Annotated in this window: 18 protein-coding genes and 2 pseudogenes; 13 read left to right on the forward strand and 7 right to left on the reverse strand. The window is 60.6% G+C overall.

Going from position 1 to position 17,173, the window contains the following annotated elements:
- Positions 1–13: 13 nt before the first annotated feature.
- Positions 14–448, reverse strand: a complete 435-nt coding sequence (locus PQR53_RS32360; protein WP_408463431.1) for a response regulator — start codon at positions 446–448, stop codon at positions 14–16.
- A 460-nt stretch (positions 449–908) separates the two neighbouring features.
- Here PQR53_RS32360 and hfq point away from each other — a divergent pair, with 460 nt between their 5' ends.
- Positions 909–1,160, forward strand: a complete 252-nt coding sequence (gene hfq / locus PQR53_RS32365; protein ID WP_408463434.1) for an RNA chaperone Hfq — start codon at positions 909–911, stop codon at positions 1,158–1,160.
- A 658-nt stretch (positions 1,161–1,818) separates the two neighbouring features.
- Here the strand turns inward: hfq and PQR53_RS32370 are convergent.
- On the reverse strand, positions 1,819–3,132 hold the full coding sequence (locus tag PQR53_RS32370) for a replication-associated recombination protein A (protein WP_408463437.1): 1,314 nt from the start codon (positions 3,130–3,132) through the stop codon (positions 1,819–1,821).
- A gap of 672 nt (positions 3,133–3,804) precedes the next feature.
- Positions 3,805–4,626, reverse strand: a complete 822-nt coding sequence (locus PQR53_RS32375) for an aldo/keto reductase (RefSeq protein WP_408463440.1) — start codon at positions 4,624–4,626, stop codon at positions 3,805–3,807.
- A gap of 151 nt (positions 4,627–4,777) precedes the next feature.
- On the opposite strand from PQR53_RS32375, the gene PQR53_RS32380 reads away from it, so the two are divergent.
- Both PQR53_RS32380 and PQR53_RS32385 read left to right on the forward strand, forming a co-directional pair.
- On the forward strand, positions 4,778–5,743 hold the full coding sequence (locus tag PQR53_RS32380) for a LysR family transcriptional regulator (RefSeq protein ID WP_408463443.1): 966 nt from the start codon (positions 4,778–4,780) through the stop codon (positions 5,741–5,743).
- Positions 5,744–5,799: 56 nt separating this feature from the next.
- The gene (locus PQR53_RS32385) at positions 5,800–6,411 is read left to right on the forward strand and encodes a rhomboid family intramembrane serine protease (protein ID WP_408463446.1); all 612 of its coding nucleotides are present in this window, start codon (positions 5,800–5,802) and stop codon (positions 6,409–6,411) included.
- Between the two features lie 64 nt (positions 6,412–6,475).
- On the opposite strand, the gene PQR53_RS32390 is transcribed toward PQR53_RS32385, so the two are convergent.
- Positions 6,476–6,784 (reverse strand): hypothetical protein, encoded by a 309-nt coding sequence (locus tag PQR53_RS32390; protein WP_408463449.1) that lies wholly within the window; start codon positions 6,782–6,784, stop codon positions 6,476–6,478.
- A 165-nt stretch (positions 6,785–6,949) separates the two neighbouring features.
- Complete coding sequence (locus PQR53_RS32395; protein ID WP_408463615.1) at positions 6,950–7,132, reverse strand: hypothetical protein; 183 nt, start codon at positions 7,130–7,132, stop codon at positions 6,950–6,952.
- A gap of 415 nt (positions 7,133–7,547) precedes the next feature.
- Here PQR53_RS32395 and PQR53_RS32400 point away from each other — a divergent pair.
- Positions 7,548–7,727: pseudogene (locus PQR53_RS32400) on the forward strand (SOS response-associated peptidase family protein); the annotation flags it as partial.
- A gap of 79 nt (positions 7,728–7,806) precedes the next feature.
- Here PQR53_RS32400 and PQR53_RS32405 read toward each other — a convergent pair.
- Complete coding sequence (locus tag PQR53_RS32405; protein WP_408463452.1) at positions 7,807–8,457, reverse strand: glutathione S-transferase family protein; 651 nt, start codon at positions 8,455–8,457, stop codon at positions 7,807–7,809.
- A 288-nt stretch (positions 8,458–8,745) separates the two neighbouring features.
- On the opposite strand from PQR53_RS32405, the gene PQR53_RS32410 reads away from it, so the two are divergent.
- The 8 genes and pseudogenes from PQR53_RS32410 (at position 8,746) to PQR53_RS32445 (ending at position 15,092) form a co-directional block, all read left to right on the forward strand.
- The gene (locus PQR53_RS32410) at positions 8,746–8,871 is read left to right on the forward strand and encodes a hypothetical protein (protein WP_408463455.1); all 126 of its coding nucleotides are present in this window, start codon (positions 8,746–8,748) and stop codon (positions 8,869–8,871) included.
- A 169-nt stretch (positions 8,872–9,040) separates the two neighbouring features.
- Complete coding sequence (locus PQR53_RS32415; RefSeq protein ID WP_408463458.1) at positions 9,041–9,895, forward strand: MurR/RpiR family transcriptional regulator; 855 nt, start codon at positions 9,041–9,043, stop codon at positions 9,893–9,895.
- A gap of 78 nt (positions 9,896–9,973) precedes the next feature.
- Positions 9,974–10,420 (forward strand): annotated as a pseudogene (locus tag PQR53_RS32420) (aminotransferase class III-fold pyridoxal phosphate-dependent enzyme); the annotation flags it as partial.
- 84 nt (positions 10,421–10,504) lie between these two features.
- Positions 10,505–11,059 (forward strand): carboxymuconolactone decarboxylase family protein, encoded by a 555-nt coding sequence (locus PQR53_RS32425; RefSeq protein WP_408463460.1) that lies wholly within the window; start codon positions 10,505–10,507, stop codon positions 11,057–11,059.
- A gap of 319 nt (positions 11,060–11,378) precedes the next feature.
- Positions 11,379–11,804 carry an OsmC family protein gene (locus PQR53_RS32430; RefSeq protein WP_323046594.1) on the forward strand — a complete coding sequence of 142 codons (426 nt, stop codon included), beginning with the start codon at positions 11,379–11,381 and terminating at the stop codon, positions 11,802–11,804.
- A 285-nt stretch (positions 11,805–12,089) separates the two neighbouring features.
- Entirely contained in the window at positions 12,090–12,728 is a 639-nt protein-coding gene (locus PQR53_RS32435) for a TetR/AcrR family transcriptional regulator (RefSeq protein ID WP_408463463.1), read from the forward strand.
- Positions 12,729–12,758: 30 nt separating this feature from the next.
- Entirely contained in the window at positions 12,759–14,321 is a 1,563-nt protein-coding gene (locus PQR53_RS32440; protein WP_408463466.1) for an MFS transporter, read from the forward strand.
- Positions 14,322–14,819: 498 nt separating this feature from the next.
- On the forward strand, positions 14,820–15,092 hold the full coding sequence (locus PQR53_RS32445) for a YodC family protein (RefSeq protein ID WP_408463469.1): 273 nt from the start codon (positions 14,820–14,822) through the stop codon (positions 15,090–15,092).
- A 36-nt stretch (positions 15,093–15,128) separates the two neighbouring features.
- Here PQR53_RS32445 and PQR53_RS32450 read toward each other — a convergent pair whose 3' ends face one another.
- Positions 15,129–15,440: a superinfection immunity protein gene (locus tag PQR53_RS32450; RefSeq protein ID WP_408463472.1), complete on the reverse strand. Its 312-nt coding sequence runs from the start codon at positions 15,438–15,440 to the stop codon at positions 15,129–15,131.
- Between the two features lie 259 nt (positions 15,441–15,699).
- On the opposite strand from PQR53_RS32450, the gene PQR53_RS32455 reads away from it, so the two are divergent.
- On the forward strand, positions 15,700–17,163 hold the full coding sequence (locus PQR53_RS32455) for a M20 family metallopeptidase (protein WP_408463475.1): 1,464 nt from the start codon (positions 15,700–15,702) through the stop codon (positions 17,161–17,163).
- The last annotated feature ends 10 nt before the right edge of the window (positions 17,164–17,173 follow it).

Here is a 17,173-nt window from a genome sequence, read left to right on the forward strand (position 1 = left end):
CGAACGGAGAGCGCTAGGGCCAGCAGCGCGGATTGACAGGCCGCCACCGGGAAGCCGCTCGGTCCTCGGCGTAAGGCTGCGCAGAGACCGCCGCCAGGCGCTCAGCTACAAACGCGTCAACCGTGCGCAGTAGCATGGCGAGGTCTGCGGGCTTGCGAAAAAACGCCGACCAGCAGGGCGGCCCGTGGGGTTCGGGCATGGCCGACAGCATGACTATTGGCAGATGAGCGAGTGCGGGTTGACATCTCACGCGTCGGCACAATTCATCTCCGTCCATTTCGGGCATCTGCCAGTCGGTGACGATGAGCCGTGGCATTTCGTGCAGAACTTTGTGCAACGCTTCCGCCCCGCTTTGCGCGAGCACGACGTGATGCCCGCCGCTTTCCAGGGCCAACTGAAGCGCCCAGAGGTTATCGAGGTCATCGTCAACGAGTAGAACAGTGGACATGGCTCAGCAGGCTCACGCATTTACTTGTCTGACGCAACGGTCGTGCCTCACCTTGCTCCCGGTTGCTGCCAGCGCGAGCGGAACCGGAATGTGCCGGAACCTGATGCGTGTCGGACCGACGCTAACCATCTCGCGCCGTTATGAGCACTGCACTGCTCGTCGCGCAGACGCATTGGGACGGGCGCCCCCATGCTGCAGCCGGCGAATGCGGCTCCAGCCGCCTAGTCTATCAACTGGCCGCCGCGGCTTGCCACGCCAATTCGTCGTCGGCCAGAACACGACAATAGCCAACATTGGCTGTTGTACCGAGCCATCGGAGTCCACGCACAGATTTCCGGTGTGAAACCGGAGAGCACGTGCCGGGGGCTGCTAGCAGCCGAAATCGCCAAAAACATCTCACTCGTTCACTGAAGGTGTAAGCGTACAATGTCCCAAGGTGCGACCGACGGCGGAGAACAACATGTCAAATCAAGCCTCAATTCAAGACGAATTCCTGCAGTCGCTACTCAAGGAAAATACTCCCGCAAGCGTTTACCTGATTAACGGAATCAGATTGAGCGGTCAGGTCGCGTCGTTCGATTCGTACGTAGTTCTCCTGAAGTCTGTTTCCGGTCACCAGATGATATTCAAGCACGCAATCTCTACTGTGATGCCAAACGCAGGGGGTGGAATGCGAAGGCCCATTTCCAATGCGGAAGACAATCAAGCGTAAACCTCGCGTGCGTAGTGCCCGAGCCTTGCGTCGCTCGCCCCGCCGCCAGCGCCCCATCATCGTGCTGCGGCGCCGAGGCCGATCGTGATAACGCCGGTGCCATTTCACGTTCGCTCAGGGGTCAACAGACACACGGCATCGTGGGTGTATGAACGCAAGGAGGCTGGCCCGTCGAACCGCAGCGAAAGCCGGGGTGTAGGGGGCTGACAGCTTACGAGCCGGGGATGCTGTCAAGCAGTCTCTGAAGTCGTTCCGCTTGCACCGGTACGAGTCGCTAATGCCTGGAGCACGCGCCGGTGCCAATAGGTTCGAGAGAATAACCAATCCGCCGCGTTCGCGCTGAAAACCAGTTCGAGATGGACGATTTCGCTTTCGATGCGTTGGAGGATGTAAGGACTCTTTCCCATTCCATTTCCATCTTCAGCAGTTATGGCATGCTCACACCTCAACGACGCATATTGCCGGACGTACGCGGGGTTGAAGGCTGGGTTCCATCGTCACACTCAAACATAATAACAATAGAGTTCGTTCTTGGCGTCAAGTCATACGCATGAACATTCTGAATGCAATACTTCAGTCAATCGGAAGCCGTGACGGGTCCGAGACAGCAGCCGCTGCATCTAAGCCCCGCGGATTTGGTGGGTCCAAGAAGCCGCGTCTAGCCCTTTTCTGCCTTGCGCGCCTGCTCGTTGAGCTCGCGCAAATGGTCAAGCTTGTCGCCAATTCTGATTTCGAGGCCACGCGGCACTGGCTGATACCATCGCTGCTCAGGTATATCTTCCGGGAAGTAGTTCTCTCCCGCTGCGTACGCATCCGGTTCGTCGTGCGCGTAGCGGTAGTCCTTCTTGTAGCCGAGCTCCTTCATGAGCTGGGTTGGTGCATTGCGCAGGTGCAGCGGTACCGGGCGTGTGCGGTCGCTGCGCACGAATGACAACGCCTGATGCCACGCCATGCTGACGGCGTTCGACTTGGGCGCGACCGCGACGTACACAAGGGCTTGCGCCAGTGCAAGTTCGCCTTCGGGTGAGCCAAGCCGCTCATAGGCCTCAGCCGCGTTCACCGCAACCTGCAACGCTCTTGGGTCTGCGTTACCTACCTCCTCGCTTGCCAGTACGATGATGCGGCGCGCGAGATAACGAACGTCGACGCCGCCGTCAATCATCCGGGCCATCCAGTACAGGGCCGCATCCGGGTCGGAGCCGCGGGCAGATTTGATAAGCGCCGAAATCTGGTCGTAGAATTCCTCGCCGCCTTTGTCGAAACGCCGGGTGGTCGCGGCAGACGCGGTGCTGACGAAGCTACTATCAATGCACATTACTCCCGCCGCCACTGCAGCATTGGCGAGCTGCTCAAGGAGGTTCAGGAACTTTCGGCCGTCGCCATCCGCAAATCCGATGACAGCTTCGAGCGCGGGCTCCTCAAACACCAGCTCTCCCAACAGACGGCGGGCTCGCGCAAACAACTGCCGCAGCTCCCCGTCGGACAGCGGCTTTAACACATACACCTGCGCACGAGACAGCAGGGCGCTGTTGACCTCGAAACTGGGATTTTCCGTGGTAGCACCGATGAGGGTCAGCCGGCCGACCTCCACGTGTGGCAGCAATGCGTCCTGCTGGCTCTTGTTGAGACGATGAATTTCGTCGAGGAACAGGACGGTTGAGCGGCCATGTTGGTCCAGCACCTGCTGGGCACGCGTGGCAGCCTCCCTTAGTTCCTTGACGCCGGCGGCGACCGCGGATTCAGCGATGAATTCATAGTCGAACGCGTTCGCGGCAAGCCGCGCAATCGTCGTCTTACCGACGCCGGGCGGTCCCCATAGGATGAAAGAGTGCAGCCTTTTGGAGTCGAGCGCGAGCCGAAGGGGCTTGCCCGGGCCAAGCAGATGAGACTGTCCCACGACATCGTTGAGCGAATCGGGGCGGAGCTGCTCGGCAAGCGGCGCGCGAGGTTGGGTAGTAAAGAGGTCGGTCATGTCGCATATAGCGTGCGGCGTTTGTGCCGGAGGCATTTAGGTTCGCGGGTTCGGTTCGCCGGCACAGGACTCCCCGACATGTGCAGGCGAGTGGAAAACAGTGATTTTGGCCAACTGCGGCCGGCATTTCGCCGGTTCCAGGATTTTACGCGTATGGCTTGCAGTCGACGGGCACGGCTTGACTTGCTCTGTTTTCGTGTCGACGCCAACATAATTTTGACCAGCATGCCAAGGCTCCAGCATCGACGCCTCGCAGGCCAATCTAGCTGGTCAGCCGGATTTCGGCATGCGGGTCAAGCTGGCATCGGCGACATCTCTGTCACGTGAAAACGACTCGGCGCATAGTGCGGCTATACGCTACTTGATTTCAGTGGCGACCGGACGAAGCAACCTGATGTCTACAAGACCCTCGAAGCAGCTGCTTCGAGGGTCTTGTGGTGGCATCGACTGGCCGGCGACTCCGGCGCGTTCTCCGCCTCACGTCCGAGTCAGATACCCAGCGACGCACGTGCCGGGTGTTTCGCGTGAGTTGCAATTGAGTCGCGTAATAGACGGCCGTTCACGAAAGGGTCTGAAATTCTGTTGAACGGATGTCGACGAATCATCATCGATTGCGCGCTAGCGCTGCGGTGATGACTAGCAGATGGACTACCTGCTACGCGAAGACAATGGTTACGCGTCCCATTCCGGCGCGAACGGCGGAGTGACGAAACGGTGGTTCTTCGGCAATACCGCAATAGCGTGCCGGTCATCATCGTCGAGTTTCACCGCCAGCGCGTCGAGATTGGATTTTTGACTTTCCCGGCGTTGAGCCTTAGGAATAACGGCGACCCCGTCCTGTTCCAGAAGCCACGCAAGAGCAACGTGGGCAGCGGTCACGCCATGCTTGACGCCGATTCCCTGAAGTACAGGGTCGCTTGCTGCCCTGCCTTGTGCAAGCGGGGCATAGGCGACGAGCGGGATGCCTTTCTCGCGCAGGTAGCTCAGCATTTTCGACTGGTCCAGGAACGCGTGGTATTCAATCTGGTGGCAGGCGATGGGCGCGCCGATTTCCTCGATGGCTTTTCGCAGCATCGTCACGTTGAAATTGCACACACCGATTGAGCGAACGGTGCCGTTCTGCAGAAAACCCTGCATTGTTTCCATGACGGCGCCGAGGTCCATGTCACGCGACGGCCAATGCACCATGTACAGGTCGACATAGTCGACACCAAGCTTTCCAAGGCTGACGTCCAGTGCGCGACGGAGGGACTCCGGCTTGAGGTTCTCGTGCCATACCTTGGTCGTCAGATGCAGTTGTTTCCGCGCAAGGCCCGAGGCAGCAATTGCGGCGCCTACAGCTTCCTCGTTCTGATACATCTCGGCAGTGTCGATGTGCCGATAACCGAGCTCCAGGGCGCTCTCAACTACCGGCTGGCAATCTCCACCGGGCATACGGTACGTGCCGAATCCGAGGCGCGGCAGTTCAATGCCCTGTGTCTTCAAAGCTTCCATTGATGCACTCCCAAGCTGGTTCAGGTCTGCAGCGAAAGCCGCCGCAGCGTTCAGGCAGACAATCTCTCATTTTTTGATTGTTGAATAAAGTACGTGCTGTTCAAATCACTCGTGACTAAACTATCTGAATGACACGCGCCTCGGAGAGAGAATGACATTTGATGGTCGGCTGTTTTCTGGCATCACCGTACTCGCCGCAGTCGCGGAGAGTGGCAGTTTCGTGCGCGCGGCAGACGCTCTCGGATTGTCGCCGTCGGGCGTTAGCCGCGCTGTTTCACGCCTCGAGAAGCGGGTAGGCGTGCGGCTGCTTGACCGTACGACGCGCTCGCAGACGCTGACCGACGAAGGGAGGCGTCTATATGACGCAGTTGGCCCGCATCTGACAGGTATCGAGGAGGCGGCTTCGGCGGCGTCGGGTTCAGCGAACGTTGTGCAAGGAAAGCTTCGTGTTAACGTCGACCCGTTCTTTTCAAGGACGGTGCTGGCGTCAGGATTGCCAGATTTTCTGGCACACCATCCCGACCTTTCGCTCGAACTCATCATGCGCGACGACGTGGGTGACCTCGTGGCAGATGGGTTTGACCTCGCGGTGCGCTTTGGCCCCCCGCCCATGGGAACACTGATTGCGCGGAAGCTGCTCGACACACGCATCATTACGGTCGCGTCTCCACGGTATGTGGCTGAGCACGGGAAGCCCGGCAATCCGGAGGATGTGAAAGAACATCAACGAATCATGTTTTATAACCCGGTGACGGCCAAGCCCTTTGAGTGGGAGTTTCATCGGGGCAAGAAGGTCGCGGAGATACCCGCAGAGGGGAGGCTCCTCGTGTCGGATGTGGAAACCATGCTGGGCGCGTGTATCGCCGGCGCTGGCATCGCGCAGGTGATGGAGATTGGCGTCGAGCAGATGATGCGCGACGGCTTGCTCGTGGATATCTTCCCGGACTGGTCGGACGAAAGATTTCCGCTGTATGCGCTCTTTCCATCCCGGCGCCATCGAGCTGCGAAAGTCGAGGCGTTCATTAACTTCTGCATCGAGTCATTATCGGCAGCCACGACCGTTACGCACCATCGTCAGACGAGCCTCCGGGGCGAACGGCGGCAGCGTAAAGGCTAAGGCGCGCACGTCGCGACCATGCCACGATATCAAAATCGTATACGGAGCAACTGGTAATGCCGCAAGATTCGATACGGCTCGCTGGCACCACTTCCACCGCTGACTCGCTCTTCGCGCAGCTCAAGGCACGCGTTCTCCTTCTCGCCGCCTTTGTCGGCTCCATGTGGGTGGTCTTTCTTTTGTCCGCTGCGCTGCCGTTCCTGCAATTAAATCGGCATGGGGTGGTGCCGCGCACGCTCAGCGGGCTGCAGGGTATTCTGCTCGCCCCATGGCTGCACGCAAGCCTGATGCACCTGGTAGCCAACACGGGTGGACTACTCATTTTGGGCTGGCTGTGCATGTGGCCGCGCATCGCGAACTTTTGGCAGGCGACAACCGGTGCGATGCTTGGTGCAGGATTGTGCGCGTGGCTGCTCGGCGCTCCTTACACAGTACACATCGGCGCGAGCGGGCTGGTGTTCGGTTACGCTGGCTACCTCGTCGCGCGAGGCTATTACACGCGGCACATTCTCGCGATGCTAGTGGCGCTATTCGTAGCTGCGAGTTACGGGCTAACCATGCTCTTCGGCCTGATGCCAATATACCCAGGCGTATCTTGGCAAAGCCATCTGGGTGGCGCGCTGGGAGGCATCCTTGCCGCACGTGGGGCGGCACGCAGTCGACCCTAGTAACGCAGAAATCTTGGCGCGGAGAATTCTGGCAGGTATGCCGGTGCCACCGGAGACACACGGCCTAAAGCTTGCCCTTGAGAGTGAACGGGGCTAGCAGTGACTGTACGTCAACCTGTTGTCCCTGAAGTAAAAGCAGCCTCGCGTGGAGCACCGTGTTTTCCAGAACGAGCTTGGCGGTGCTCAGCAGGTACAGCGCATGGATGTCGGAGCCAGACATGCCAGCTTCTACCAGATGGTGACGCTCGACGAGCGAACTCATGACGAGGAGTCTAAGTTCCTGCTCTCCAAACGGAAGGTCGGCGTAGTCGATTGGGTCGTCGGCCTCAACTTCTCGTAGCATTTCAACAAGCGTTTCCGTGTTCACTTCCATGTCGGCGGCTCCACGATGTCGGTAAGGACCAGCATAGCCAAACTACGTCATCCCGTAGGCTCAGACTACCGGTTCCAAATATGGTCGTCCAGTCTGCATGCTTGCAAATTTGGGCCGTCGTCTTTGGTTTGCCGACTCACTGCGTATGCTCCGCCAGTGTTGCCCTTATTCAAGCAGTGATTGTTGCCCGTCTTCAGTAGACTTCGTTTCCGAGGGTCTTGTTTTCGGTGCTCTTGGTGGCAACGGGAACGCAAAGAACGTGCGGCATGGGATGAGGCAAAGCTGCAGTCGATCCCATGCCCCGCTGAAACTTCGCTTTTCACGGATGGTCTCGGCGCGAGCGTTCATCGTGTCGAACACTCACCGCAATCCTCAAGTCTCATCTCCATCTGCCGCAAAGACGAGCTGCGAGGTTATTCGACAAGACAAACCGGACCGTTGTCTAGCGAAACGGTCGACGCCATAGATGGTTTAAGGAATGGTGGCAGGTCCTTGGGAATAACTTGTTGCAAGTCGCCGTGGTGCAATGATATTTGCGGATAAATGCGGTTGGTGAAAAAACATGACAAACGGGGAAACAAAAAGATGAAATCGCTTTTGAGTTTGGTTGCGGTTGCGGCACTGGCTGGAAACAGCCTGCAATCAAACAGCGCAGGCATTGACGCCAGCAGTGCAGGGCCTGATTTAGAAGGTCGCACATTCGCCGGACTTTCCGACCTTGATAAAGTAGACGATCGCCGCGTTTTACCCTTGAACCCCCCCGGCTATTACCGACGAGCCGCCACCGAAAGTCGCGGCGGCCGGTCACGACCGCCGCATTGTTCCCATCCAGCTGGAAAACATAGATGCCTGGCTCAATCCGGATGCATCGGACTTGGCGGCAATGTACGCGATACTTGATGACAGGGACCGGCCTTACTGCGAGCACAGGTTGGCGGCGTAACTCATTGCGTCACGATTGTGTTGAATTTCGCCACCGCTTTGATAATCACGTGCGGAACGACCCCAACATGCCAACCTGGCTATTTCCTTTGACTGCTTACCGCATCTTTGAACGCCTGGCGTGACGAGAGGTTGCGGTGCCATTCGATGACGGACGGTGGCAGGGGGGCCGGTTCCAACACTTGTCCGAAGTTGTCCGCAAGCGAAAACCAGCGGTGGGCGGAAAGGCAGATTCCGATATCCGCCACCGTGAACTCCGCGCCGGCAATGTATGCCTGAGCACTCAAGACCTTATCCAGGATTGCCAGCATACGCCCTGCGTCCGAGTGCGCTTTCCGTATCACGTCATTGTTGCGCTGGGGCTCGGGGGTCCGCGTGAGGCCCAGGAAAGCAACGCGGAGCGTCGCCCACAGGGTTGCAAGCTGCCAGTCCATCCAGCGCTCGACGCCTGCACGCTTTTTAAGCTCGACTGGAAGCAGTGCTTCGTTGCCAGCTGCGCTGGCGAGGTATCGGACGATGGCATTTGACTCCCACAGCACAAAGTCGCCGTCGACCAAAGTTGGCACCAGCCCATTCGGATTGAGCGCAAGGTACTCGGCGGTGTTGACAACCCCGAAGTCGAGACCCGCATCAATACGTTCGTAGTCGCGTCCCTCAATTGCACCCAGCTCGCCGAGACACCACAAAACCTTCTGTACGTTTATAGAACTACGTCTGCCGTATAGCTTCATTGATGTTCCTGATATTGGTCCTGAGGCATGACACGTCGAAGCCGTCACCGGCATGCTGCCGTCCGACGGGAGGCCGCCCCAGCCAGCGGTGACCTTATACGACTATCCCGTTCGTGACCGAGCGCGCCATATGAGCAGCAGCGCCGAACTAATTCGCGGGGTCGGTCAATGCTCGCAGGTTTGCTTCGTCGAAGCGGCCCCGAATCTGTGCATTTTCGTTCGCGACATCATACAGCGTACGGCCCTCTTCGACGGCGGGGCGCCCGTGGCCCGTTCGAAGTCGCGTTGATGGTCGAGTTTGGCGGCGCTGCGGGCGCGCTCGCTTCTTTGGCGAACATCGGTGGTGGCGGCGAAGGTGCGCGCATCGGTGGTCGTGGCATTGGCGGCAGCGGCGTCGTGACTGCCGCGTACTGACTTACTGACGCACCCCGACGAACGAAGGCGTCTGCTCTCTCTCAGGCACTTTGCATTTGAGCGCCAGGTTGCGGAACGCCTCACCACATGCCGGAAGTTCTGTTGGATGCGATACACCGGGTGGTAACATTTGTTGTCATCCTTATCGACCGTTCGCCCGGTATATCGCATGCCAGACAGTTTTGACCAGCTCGCCGCCCTGATCCGGGCGCGCTTCTCCGAACTGAGTCCGCAGTTCCAGATGGGAGCAGGATTCCTGCTCGATCATCCCGACGAAGTCGCGGTCTCGTCCATGCGCAAAGTAGCCGAGCGGGCGCAGGTGCAGCCGGCCTCGCTGGTGCGTCTGTCGCAGCAATTGGGCTTCCCCGGCTGGAATGAATTACGCAATCTGTTCGTTGCGCGCGTGCGTACGCGGCCCGAGCCGCTCACCAGCCGCGCCCGTTCGCTCGTCAAATCGAAAGATGCGCTGGCCAACGATCTGCTGGTCGCGCAACAACACAATCTCGAAGTCACTGCCGCGCATAACGGTCGCATGATCGTGGAAGCCGCGCGCCTGTTGCGGCGCTCGCCGCATGTCCATGTCGCAGGCTTTCGCTCCTGTTATGCAGTCGCGTTCGGTCTTGTCTACGGTTACCGGCTGTTTCGTTCGTCGGTGTCGTTGCTCAACGGCGAGGCCGGCACGCTGGAGATGCAGCTGCGCACGCTCGAGCGTGACAGCGCCACCATCGTCATCAGTTTCGCGCCGTATTCGATCGAAGCCGCGCGCGTGGCCGAAGCCGCTCTGGAAAAGGGCAGCAAGCTGATCGCGATCACGGATAGCGCGGTCTCTCCAATCGCGCTGAATGCCGACAAGGTGCTGATCTTTTCGCACGAAAGCCCGTCGTTTTTTCCTTCGTTGGTGGCGGCCACGGCGATTTCCGAATCACTGGTCGCACATCTGCTCGCGCTGGAAGGGGCGGATGCCGTCGAGCAACTCGGCATCGCCGAGCAATCGCTGCATGACAAGGGCGCGTACGTGCCTTGATGTTTGTCGTCTGAGCGGGGCAGATATTTGCTTCGGCGTATCGACGTGCCGTTTGCTTCATGGCGCACTGTTTGAGATCACGGCAACACGCTGGGGGCGCTGGCGATCGGCGGCAATGCGTGGCGGCGCGAGCCGTTCCTGCCGATCCTGATCGAAGCGCATCACGTGAGCCCCTGTTACGCGTACCGCGAGCAGCGCGCCGACGAAACCGAGGAGCAGTTCGCACAGCGTCTGGCCGACGAACTCGAACAGAAGATCCTCGAACTCGGCGCCGCCACGGTGGCCGCGTTCGTCGCGGAAACGGTGGTGGGCGCAACGGCCGGCGCGGTGCCACCGGTACGCGAGTATTTCCGCAAGATCCGCGCGGTCTGCGATCGCTACGGCGTGCTGCTGATTCTCGACGAGATCATGTCGGGCATGGGCCGCACGGGCTATCTGCACGCCTGCGAGGAAGACGGCATCGCGCCGGACCTGCTGACGATTGCGAAGGGGCTCGGCGCCGGCTACCAGCCGATCGGCGCCAGCAGCACATGATCGCCGATCTTGCCGATGCGATCGAAGGTGCGTTCGCCGCCGTCTGAGACCCTTTCCATTCCTGCGAGATTTGCGATGACCCAGCGTCTGCCTCACTTCGAACTGTCCGACGCCACGCCCGAACAGAAGACCGTGCTCGACGAGATCCTGTCCGGCCCGCGCGGCAACCTGAACGGGCCGTTTCTGGGCTGGATTCATAGCCCGGAATTGGCGCAGCAGGCGCAGCGTCTCGGCGCGTTTTGCCGCTATCGCACGGGCTTGCCGCTGCGCTTGTCGGAGCTGGCGATTCTGGTGACTGCGGCGCGCTGGCAGGCACAGGCCGAGTGGTATATCCACTATCCGATCGCGTTGGAAGCCGGCGTGACTGAAGCTGACGCCGAGGCGATCCGCCTGGGTCAGCGCCCAAACTTCGCAGATGCCGATGATGCGTTGATCCATGCCTTCGCGAGCGAACTGTATGACACGAAGCGCGTGTCGGATGTGACCTATACAAAGGCGGTTGAGCGCTTCGGTCATCAGGTGGTGATCAATCTGGTGGGCTTGCTCGGCTACTACGCGCTGGTCGCGATGACGCTGAACGTGTTTGACATGCGGGCGGTGGGGCAGCAGAGCCTGCCATTCGCCGAGTAGCAGGCGGCGCTGGCGGTTTCCGGTGGTGCCGGTGTCTTTTGCGAAGACTCCCGGCATCGTCACGACACTGGCACACGGAAGCGCCTATGATGAGGTTCGGTTCATCCCGCGCCTGCAGCGCCGCGCGATACGTCCTGAAGGAAGTCCTCTGAGGGGACTCACAACCGATGCCGATACCGCAAATACCCGGGCTGGACCGTTGCGGGCGGCGTCAACAGTGTCATCAGCGTCAACGGTGTCATCAGCGTTAACCAGAGTGGAGCGGCGGTTGTGTGGCGGTTGTGCAGCGGCGCGAAGCAGGGCAAACAAGGAGAGAGCGATGAAGCGCAAGGGATCAGCAGTCTGGCAAGGCGGCCTGCAAGACGGCAAGGGCTCGATTTCCACCGACAGCGGCGTCCTCAAGGACACTCAGTACTCGTTTGCGACACGCTTCGCGGACGGCATCGGCACGAATCCGGAAGAGCTGATTGCGGCTGCGCACGCGGGTTGTTTCTCGATGGCGCTGTCGGCCGAACTGGGCAAGGCGGGCATCACGCCGGAACGTATCGCCACCACGGCAGCCGTCACGCTCGATAAGGACGGCGGGGGGTTCGCGATCACCGCGGTGCATCTCGATGTGGCCGTGAAAATCCCCGGCGGCGACAAGGCCGCGTTTGAGAAGGCCACTGCGGACGCCAAGGCGAACTGCCCGGTTTCCAAGGTGTTGAACGCCACCATCACGATGGATGCGAAGCTCGAAAGCTGAGCGAGCAATTCATCCACTGCAGACTCCATGCAGGGCCGGCTGGCAGGGGTAGCCAGGCCGCCGGCTGTCATGTCCTATTCGTCGCCATTCATGTTCCCGATTTTTTGCCGCGCATTTTCTATTCAGTAACTACCGGCGACGAAGAAATCGCTGGCGGCAATGAGATCAGCCGGCGCTTCACGTGCGCCGCGCACAAGTGGCAGAAGCCGCGCCGAGACGGTTCCCACGCGTAGTCGACGAAATCCCGCCTTGCTTTATTGAACGGTTAGTCATAATATCCGTCACATGAAGCAATCAGCCAATTCGAAGCAATCCGCGAAAAAAGCCGGTGAGGTGTGCCCTCGGGGCCGCCCGCGCGAGTTCGACACGGATACGGTATTGGCGAGCGCGAGCCAGGTTTTCTGGAATCACGGCTACCACGCCACCTCGATCGACGACCTCTGCAAGGCCACTGGCCTGTTGCGCGGCAGCCTGTACGGCGTATTCGGCGACAAGCACGGCATCATGCTCGCCGCGCTCGATCACTACGCCGAAGGTTCGGTCGCGCGGCTCGCCGAGCGGCTGAACGCGCCGGTGCCGGTGGAACAGGCACTGCGCAACGCGTTGCTGCATTACGCGCGGGTTGCCTGCGCGCTGACCGGCGAGCGTAGCTGCTTCATCACCAACACCACGCTCGAAATGCAACCCGACGACGAGGAACTGCGCATCCGCGTTGCGGCCATTCAGCGCCGCATGGCGACTTTGCTGGCAGCATCGGTGATTCGCGGGCAGGCGAGCGGCGCCTTCAGTTCCACGCTGGACGAAAAAGCCGTTGGCGATTTCCTGCTGTGCGTGATGCAAGGGCTGCGCGTATTGGGGCGGGTGGCGCATCAGGAAGATGCGCTGATCGGCATCGTGGACGTCACCATGCGCGCGCTCGTCTAATTTTTTTGCCTAATTTTTGAACGGTCAGTCATGAATAGCGAAGTGATCAAGCCCGCTCCAGCGGCATTCGGTGAACCGGCGGCGCGGCCCGCGGCCCATAGTGCGGGCGCGGCCGTCTGCCCTGGCGTCGGTGCGGTGGCCGCCGGCGCGGCCGCTGCTGCCGGGAAGGCTGCGGCCGGCTTCGAGCGCCCGGGGTTGGCGCTCGCCGTGCTGTTCGTGGGCGCCTTCCTTGCGCCGCTGGACTATTTCATCGTCAACCTCGCGTTGCCGTCCATTCACACTGGGCTGAACGCCACAGACGCGCAGTTGCAACTGGTGGTGTCCGCCTACGCATCCGCGTACGCCGTGCTGCTGATCACGGGCGGGCGCCTGGGCGACCTGTTCGGCCGGCGTCGCATGTTCATGACGGGGATGGCGGCGTTCGTGGTTGCCTCGGCGTTGTGCGGCTTCGCCACCAGCGGCCACATGCTGGTGATCTCGCGGATCGTGCAGGGCATCGCTGCCGCGGTCATGGCGCCGCAAGTGCTCGCGACCATCCGCGCGGTCGTGCCGCTGCATCGGCAGACCAAGGTCATGAGTCTGTACGGTTTCGTGTTCGGGCTTTCGTCGATCGTCGGCCAGCTCGGCGGCGGCGCGCTGATCACCTACCATCCGTTCGGGCTCGACTGGCGCATCATCTTTCTGATCAATATTCCGATCGGCATCGTGGCGTTTATCGGCACCTGGAAGTTCGTGCCGGAAAATCAGCCGGCCACGAGCACCGGCATCGACCTGAAGGGCGTCGCGTTGCTCTCGATGGTGTTGATGCTCGTCATCTATCCGATGACACATGGCCGCGAAGCCGGCTGGCCGGTGTGGACCTTCGTGATGTTCGCGCTTGCCGTTCCCGCGTTCGCGCTGTTCGTGGCCACCGAACGGCGCGTCGAGCGCGGCGGCGGCCACCCGCTGGTGGATCTGCAATTGTTCCGCAATCCGGCTTTTGCGCTCGGCCTTGTGCTCGCGTTCCTGTTCTACTGCAACAGTGCGTTTTTCCTGACCTACGGGATTTTCCTGCAAACCGGTTTGCACTGGACGCCGCTCGCCTCGGGCATGGCCATCATGCCGTTCGCGATCGGCTTCGTGATCGGGCCGCTGAGCTCGCCCGCGGTGGTCAAACGCATCGGCAGCCATGTGCTGGCGTTGGGCTTCTCGATGATGACGGTCGGCTTCACGGTGACCGGCTGGTCCGCGACCCATGCCGTCTCGCCCGACCTGCTGTTCTATTGCGGACTGGTGTGCGCGGGCGTCGGTCACGGCCTGCTGCTACCGTCGATCATGCGCATCGTGCTTCAGGAAGTCGTGCCGGAAAAGGCGGGGCTGGCCTCGGGCGTCGTGTCGTCGACCTTGCAAATCGGCTCGGCGTTCGGCACGGCGGCCATCAGCGGTGCGTTCTTCGGCGTGATTGGCGGCCGCGTGACGCCAGATGCGTACGCGCACGCATTCCAGTTCAGCCTCGCGATCAACGCGTGTCTGATGTTCGTGTGTATCGGATTGAGCGTGCTATTGGTGCGTCATCAACAATTGGCATTGCGCCGGGCCGCACAGCCGGTTTGAAAAATAGTGGCCTGGAAATCGTTTTCAATGGCCCGTTTTCAACGGCGGTTGCGGAAAATTATTATGCACTTTAAACAAAGCCGGTTTTGGAGATCGGCATTTACCGATGAGTTTTCCGTTCACAGGTAATTCCTTTTGCCAGCGGTCAGAATAAACCCTGATCCGACTTTGTCTTCGGCAAGTTTTGGTATGACAAATGCGGAGTGCATTTTCTACTTGCGGATGAGTCTTGCCACCGTAAATTTTGCTTGCGCGCAGGGCCGCTGGGCGGGGGATTGGCGCCATTCTGAGCGGCGTATCCGGTTTTACCCCTCACTTTCCCGGCAAGGAAACTTATTCCATCGCCGATGAAAACGGTATCAATAAAAAGCGCTTGCGGTGGTTAATTTCGATTGTTAATCTTGGCAAACTTTTTAGAGTTTTCCTTCGCTGGTTCAATGTTGCAAAGCACGATGCGATAACTTAATTCCGTTCAACGGGTTCCGTAGGGGGTTGAATATGCTGACCGCGACCATTGACGAATTCGACACACCGCCAGCCGCACACTTCAATGTCGGCGACGTCGTCACATTGAAGGAAGGCGGCTCGCGCATGACCGTGACTTACGCAGGTCCGGTAGCGCTCAATCCTGGCGATTGGCTGATTTGCGAATGGTTTGACGAACACGGTGAATTGCGCCGCGAAATGTTCGCGCACGATAGTGTGCGGGCCGAGCCCCGCTCGATTCCCGCCGGCTCGGTGCTGTGGGGCAGAATGGGCCGCGCGGCCTGATTTGCGGCTCGACCCGGGGCCCGATTTGCGGCCCGATTATTTCTCCCCGCGCTCACGCGCCGTTGCACGCCTTTGCACACGCACCAGAAGCGCTGACGAAAACGCTCGCATCCGCACGATCTTCCGCGTCTCTACCACTTCGCCGGCTACGTTCTTCGGCGGGTTCGGCTGCAACGACCAGTAGAGCGCGAGCAGCCAGCCAAAACCCGTCCAGCCGAGGCACGCATTGAAGAGTGCCAGCGTCAGCACGTCATGGCGCTTGCGCCGGTCCGCGAGAATGCTCGGCAGAAAATACAGTGCCAGCGCGAACACCGCGGCGATGGCCTGAAGTATGACGACGCCACTCATAGTACGGCTCCCCAGGACGCGATCTATGCCGCGATTGTCGCTCGATTGTTTTTCTCGCGCAGATTCGATGTGCGATATCGCTTTGAAATCGTGCAGAGAAGTCTCCGCAACGAAACCCCGCAACCCTCCAGCTGCGCGCCTCACGACGCGGCGCCCAGCGTCGTGCTCGGCGCGCAATGCACGGCAAGGGGTTCAGCCGATCGCGCATCGGGACTATCATGGACGTTTCGACTGAACAGAACCGCCACGGACCGCCATCATGATCTCCGACGATACGACCCAGCAGACGCAGCGCATCAACCAGGACACGCTACGCGAGTTCGTAGACCGCAAATGGAACGACGAGATCGTGCCCGCGCTCACGGACTACATCGCGGTGCCGGCCAAGAGTCCGGCGTTCGATCCCGAGTGGGTCAAGCACGGCTATCTCGAACGCGTGATCACCGACGCGGCGCAATGGGCCGAGCAGCAGCCGGTGCGCGGCCTGAAACTCGAAGTGATTCGTCTGCCGGGCCGCACGCCGGTGATTTTCTTCGAAACGGCCGCGACCCGTTCGGGCAGCGAGGAAACCATCGTGCTGTACGGCCACCTCGACAAGCAGCCTGAGTTCGACGGCTGGCGCAACGACCTCGGCCCCTGGACGCCGAAGCTCGAAAACGACAAGCTGTACGGCCGCGGCGGGGCCGACGACGGCTACGCGATCTACGCAAGCCTCACGGCACTGGCCGCGCTGGACGCGCAAGGTGTCGAACGTCCGCGTTGTGTCGGCCTGATCGAAACCTGCGAGGAATCGGGCAGCTACGATCTGCTGCCGTACGTCGACGCATTACGCGAGCGGCTGGGCAAAGTCGGTCTCGTCGTATGTCTCGACTCGGGTGCGGGCAATTACGATCAACTCTGGCTCACCACCTCGCTGCGCGGTCTGGTTGCCGGCGACCTCGAAGTCCAGGTGCTCGACGAAGGTATTCACTCGGGCGGTTACGGCGGAATTGCGCCGTCGAGTTTCCGCATCATGCGGCAACTGTTCGACCGTCTCGAAGATTCCGCCAATGGCACGCTGCTGCCGAAGGGGTTCCACGTCCAGATCCCGGCGGAACGTCTGCGCGAAGCGGAAGCCACCGCCCAGATTCTCGGCGACGACGTCTGGAAGAAGCTGCCGTGGGCCTGCGGGCAGGACGGCCGTCAGGTGCTGCCCACCACCACCGATCCACAGGAGGCGCTGCTCAACTCGACGTGGCGTCCGTCGCTGTCGGTGACCGGCGCGGCCGGCTTACCCGCGCTCGCCGACGCGGGCAACGTGCTGCGTCCGCGCACGGCGTTCAAGCTGTCGCTGCGCCTGCCACCGCTGATCGAAGCGGAAAAGGCCGTCGCCGAGCTGAAGGCGCTGCTCGAACTCGACCCGCCGTATAACGCCAGGGTGACGTTCAAGCCGGACGCCGGCGCGGCGAGCGGCTGGAGCGCGCCCGATCTCGCACCGTGGCTCGCCACGGCGCTCAACGACGCGTCGCGCGCGCATTACGGCGCGGACGTTGCCTACATGGGACAGGGCGGCACGATCCCGTTGATGAACGTACTGAAGTCGGGCTTCCCGAAGTCGCAGTTCATGGTGTGCGGCGTACTCGGGCCGAAGTCGAATGCGCACGGACCCAACGAGTTCCTGCACGTGCCGTACGGCAAGAAGCTGACCGCAGCCGTTGCCCAGGTGATCGCCGCCGCGCCTTGATCCTGATTTG

It is taken from the genome of Paraburkholderia fungorum, from assembly GCF_046027605.1.
Taxonomy (GTDB): Bacteria; Pseudomonadota; Gammaproteobacteria; order Burkholderiales; family Burkholderiaceae; genus Paraburkholderia; species Paraburkholderia fungorum_F.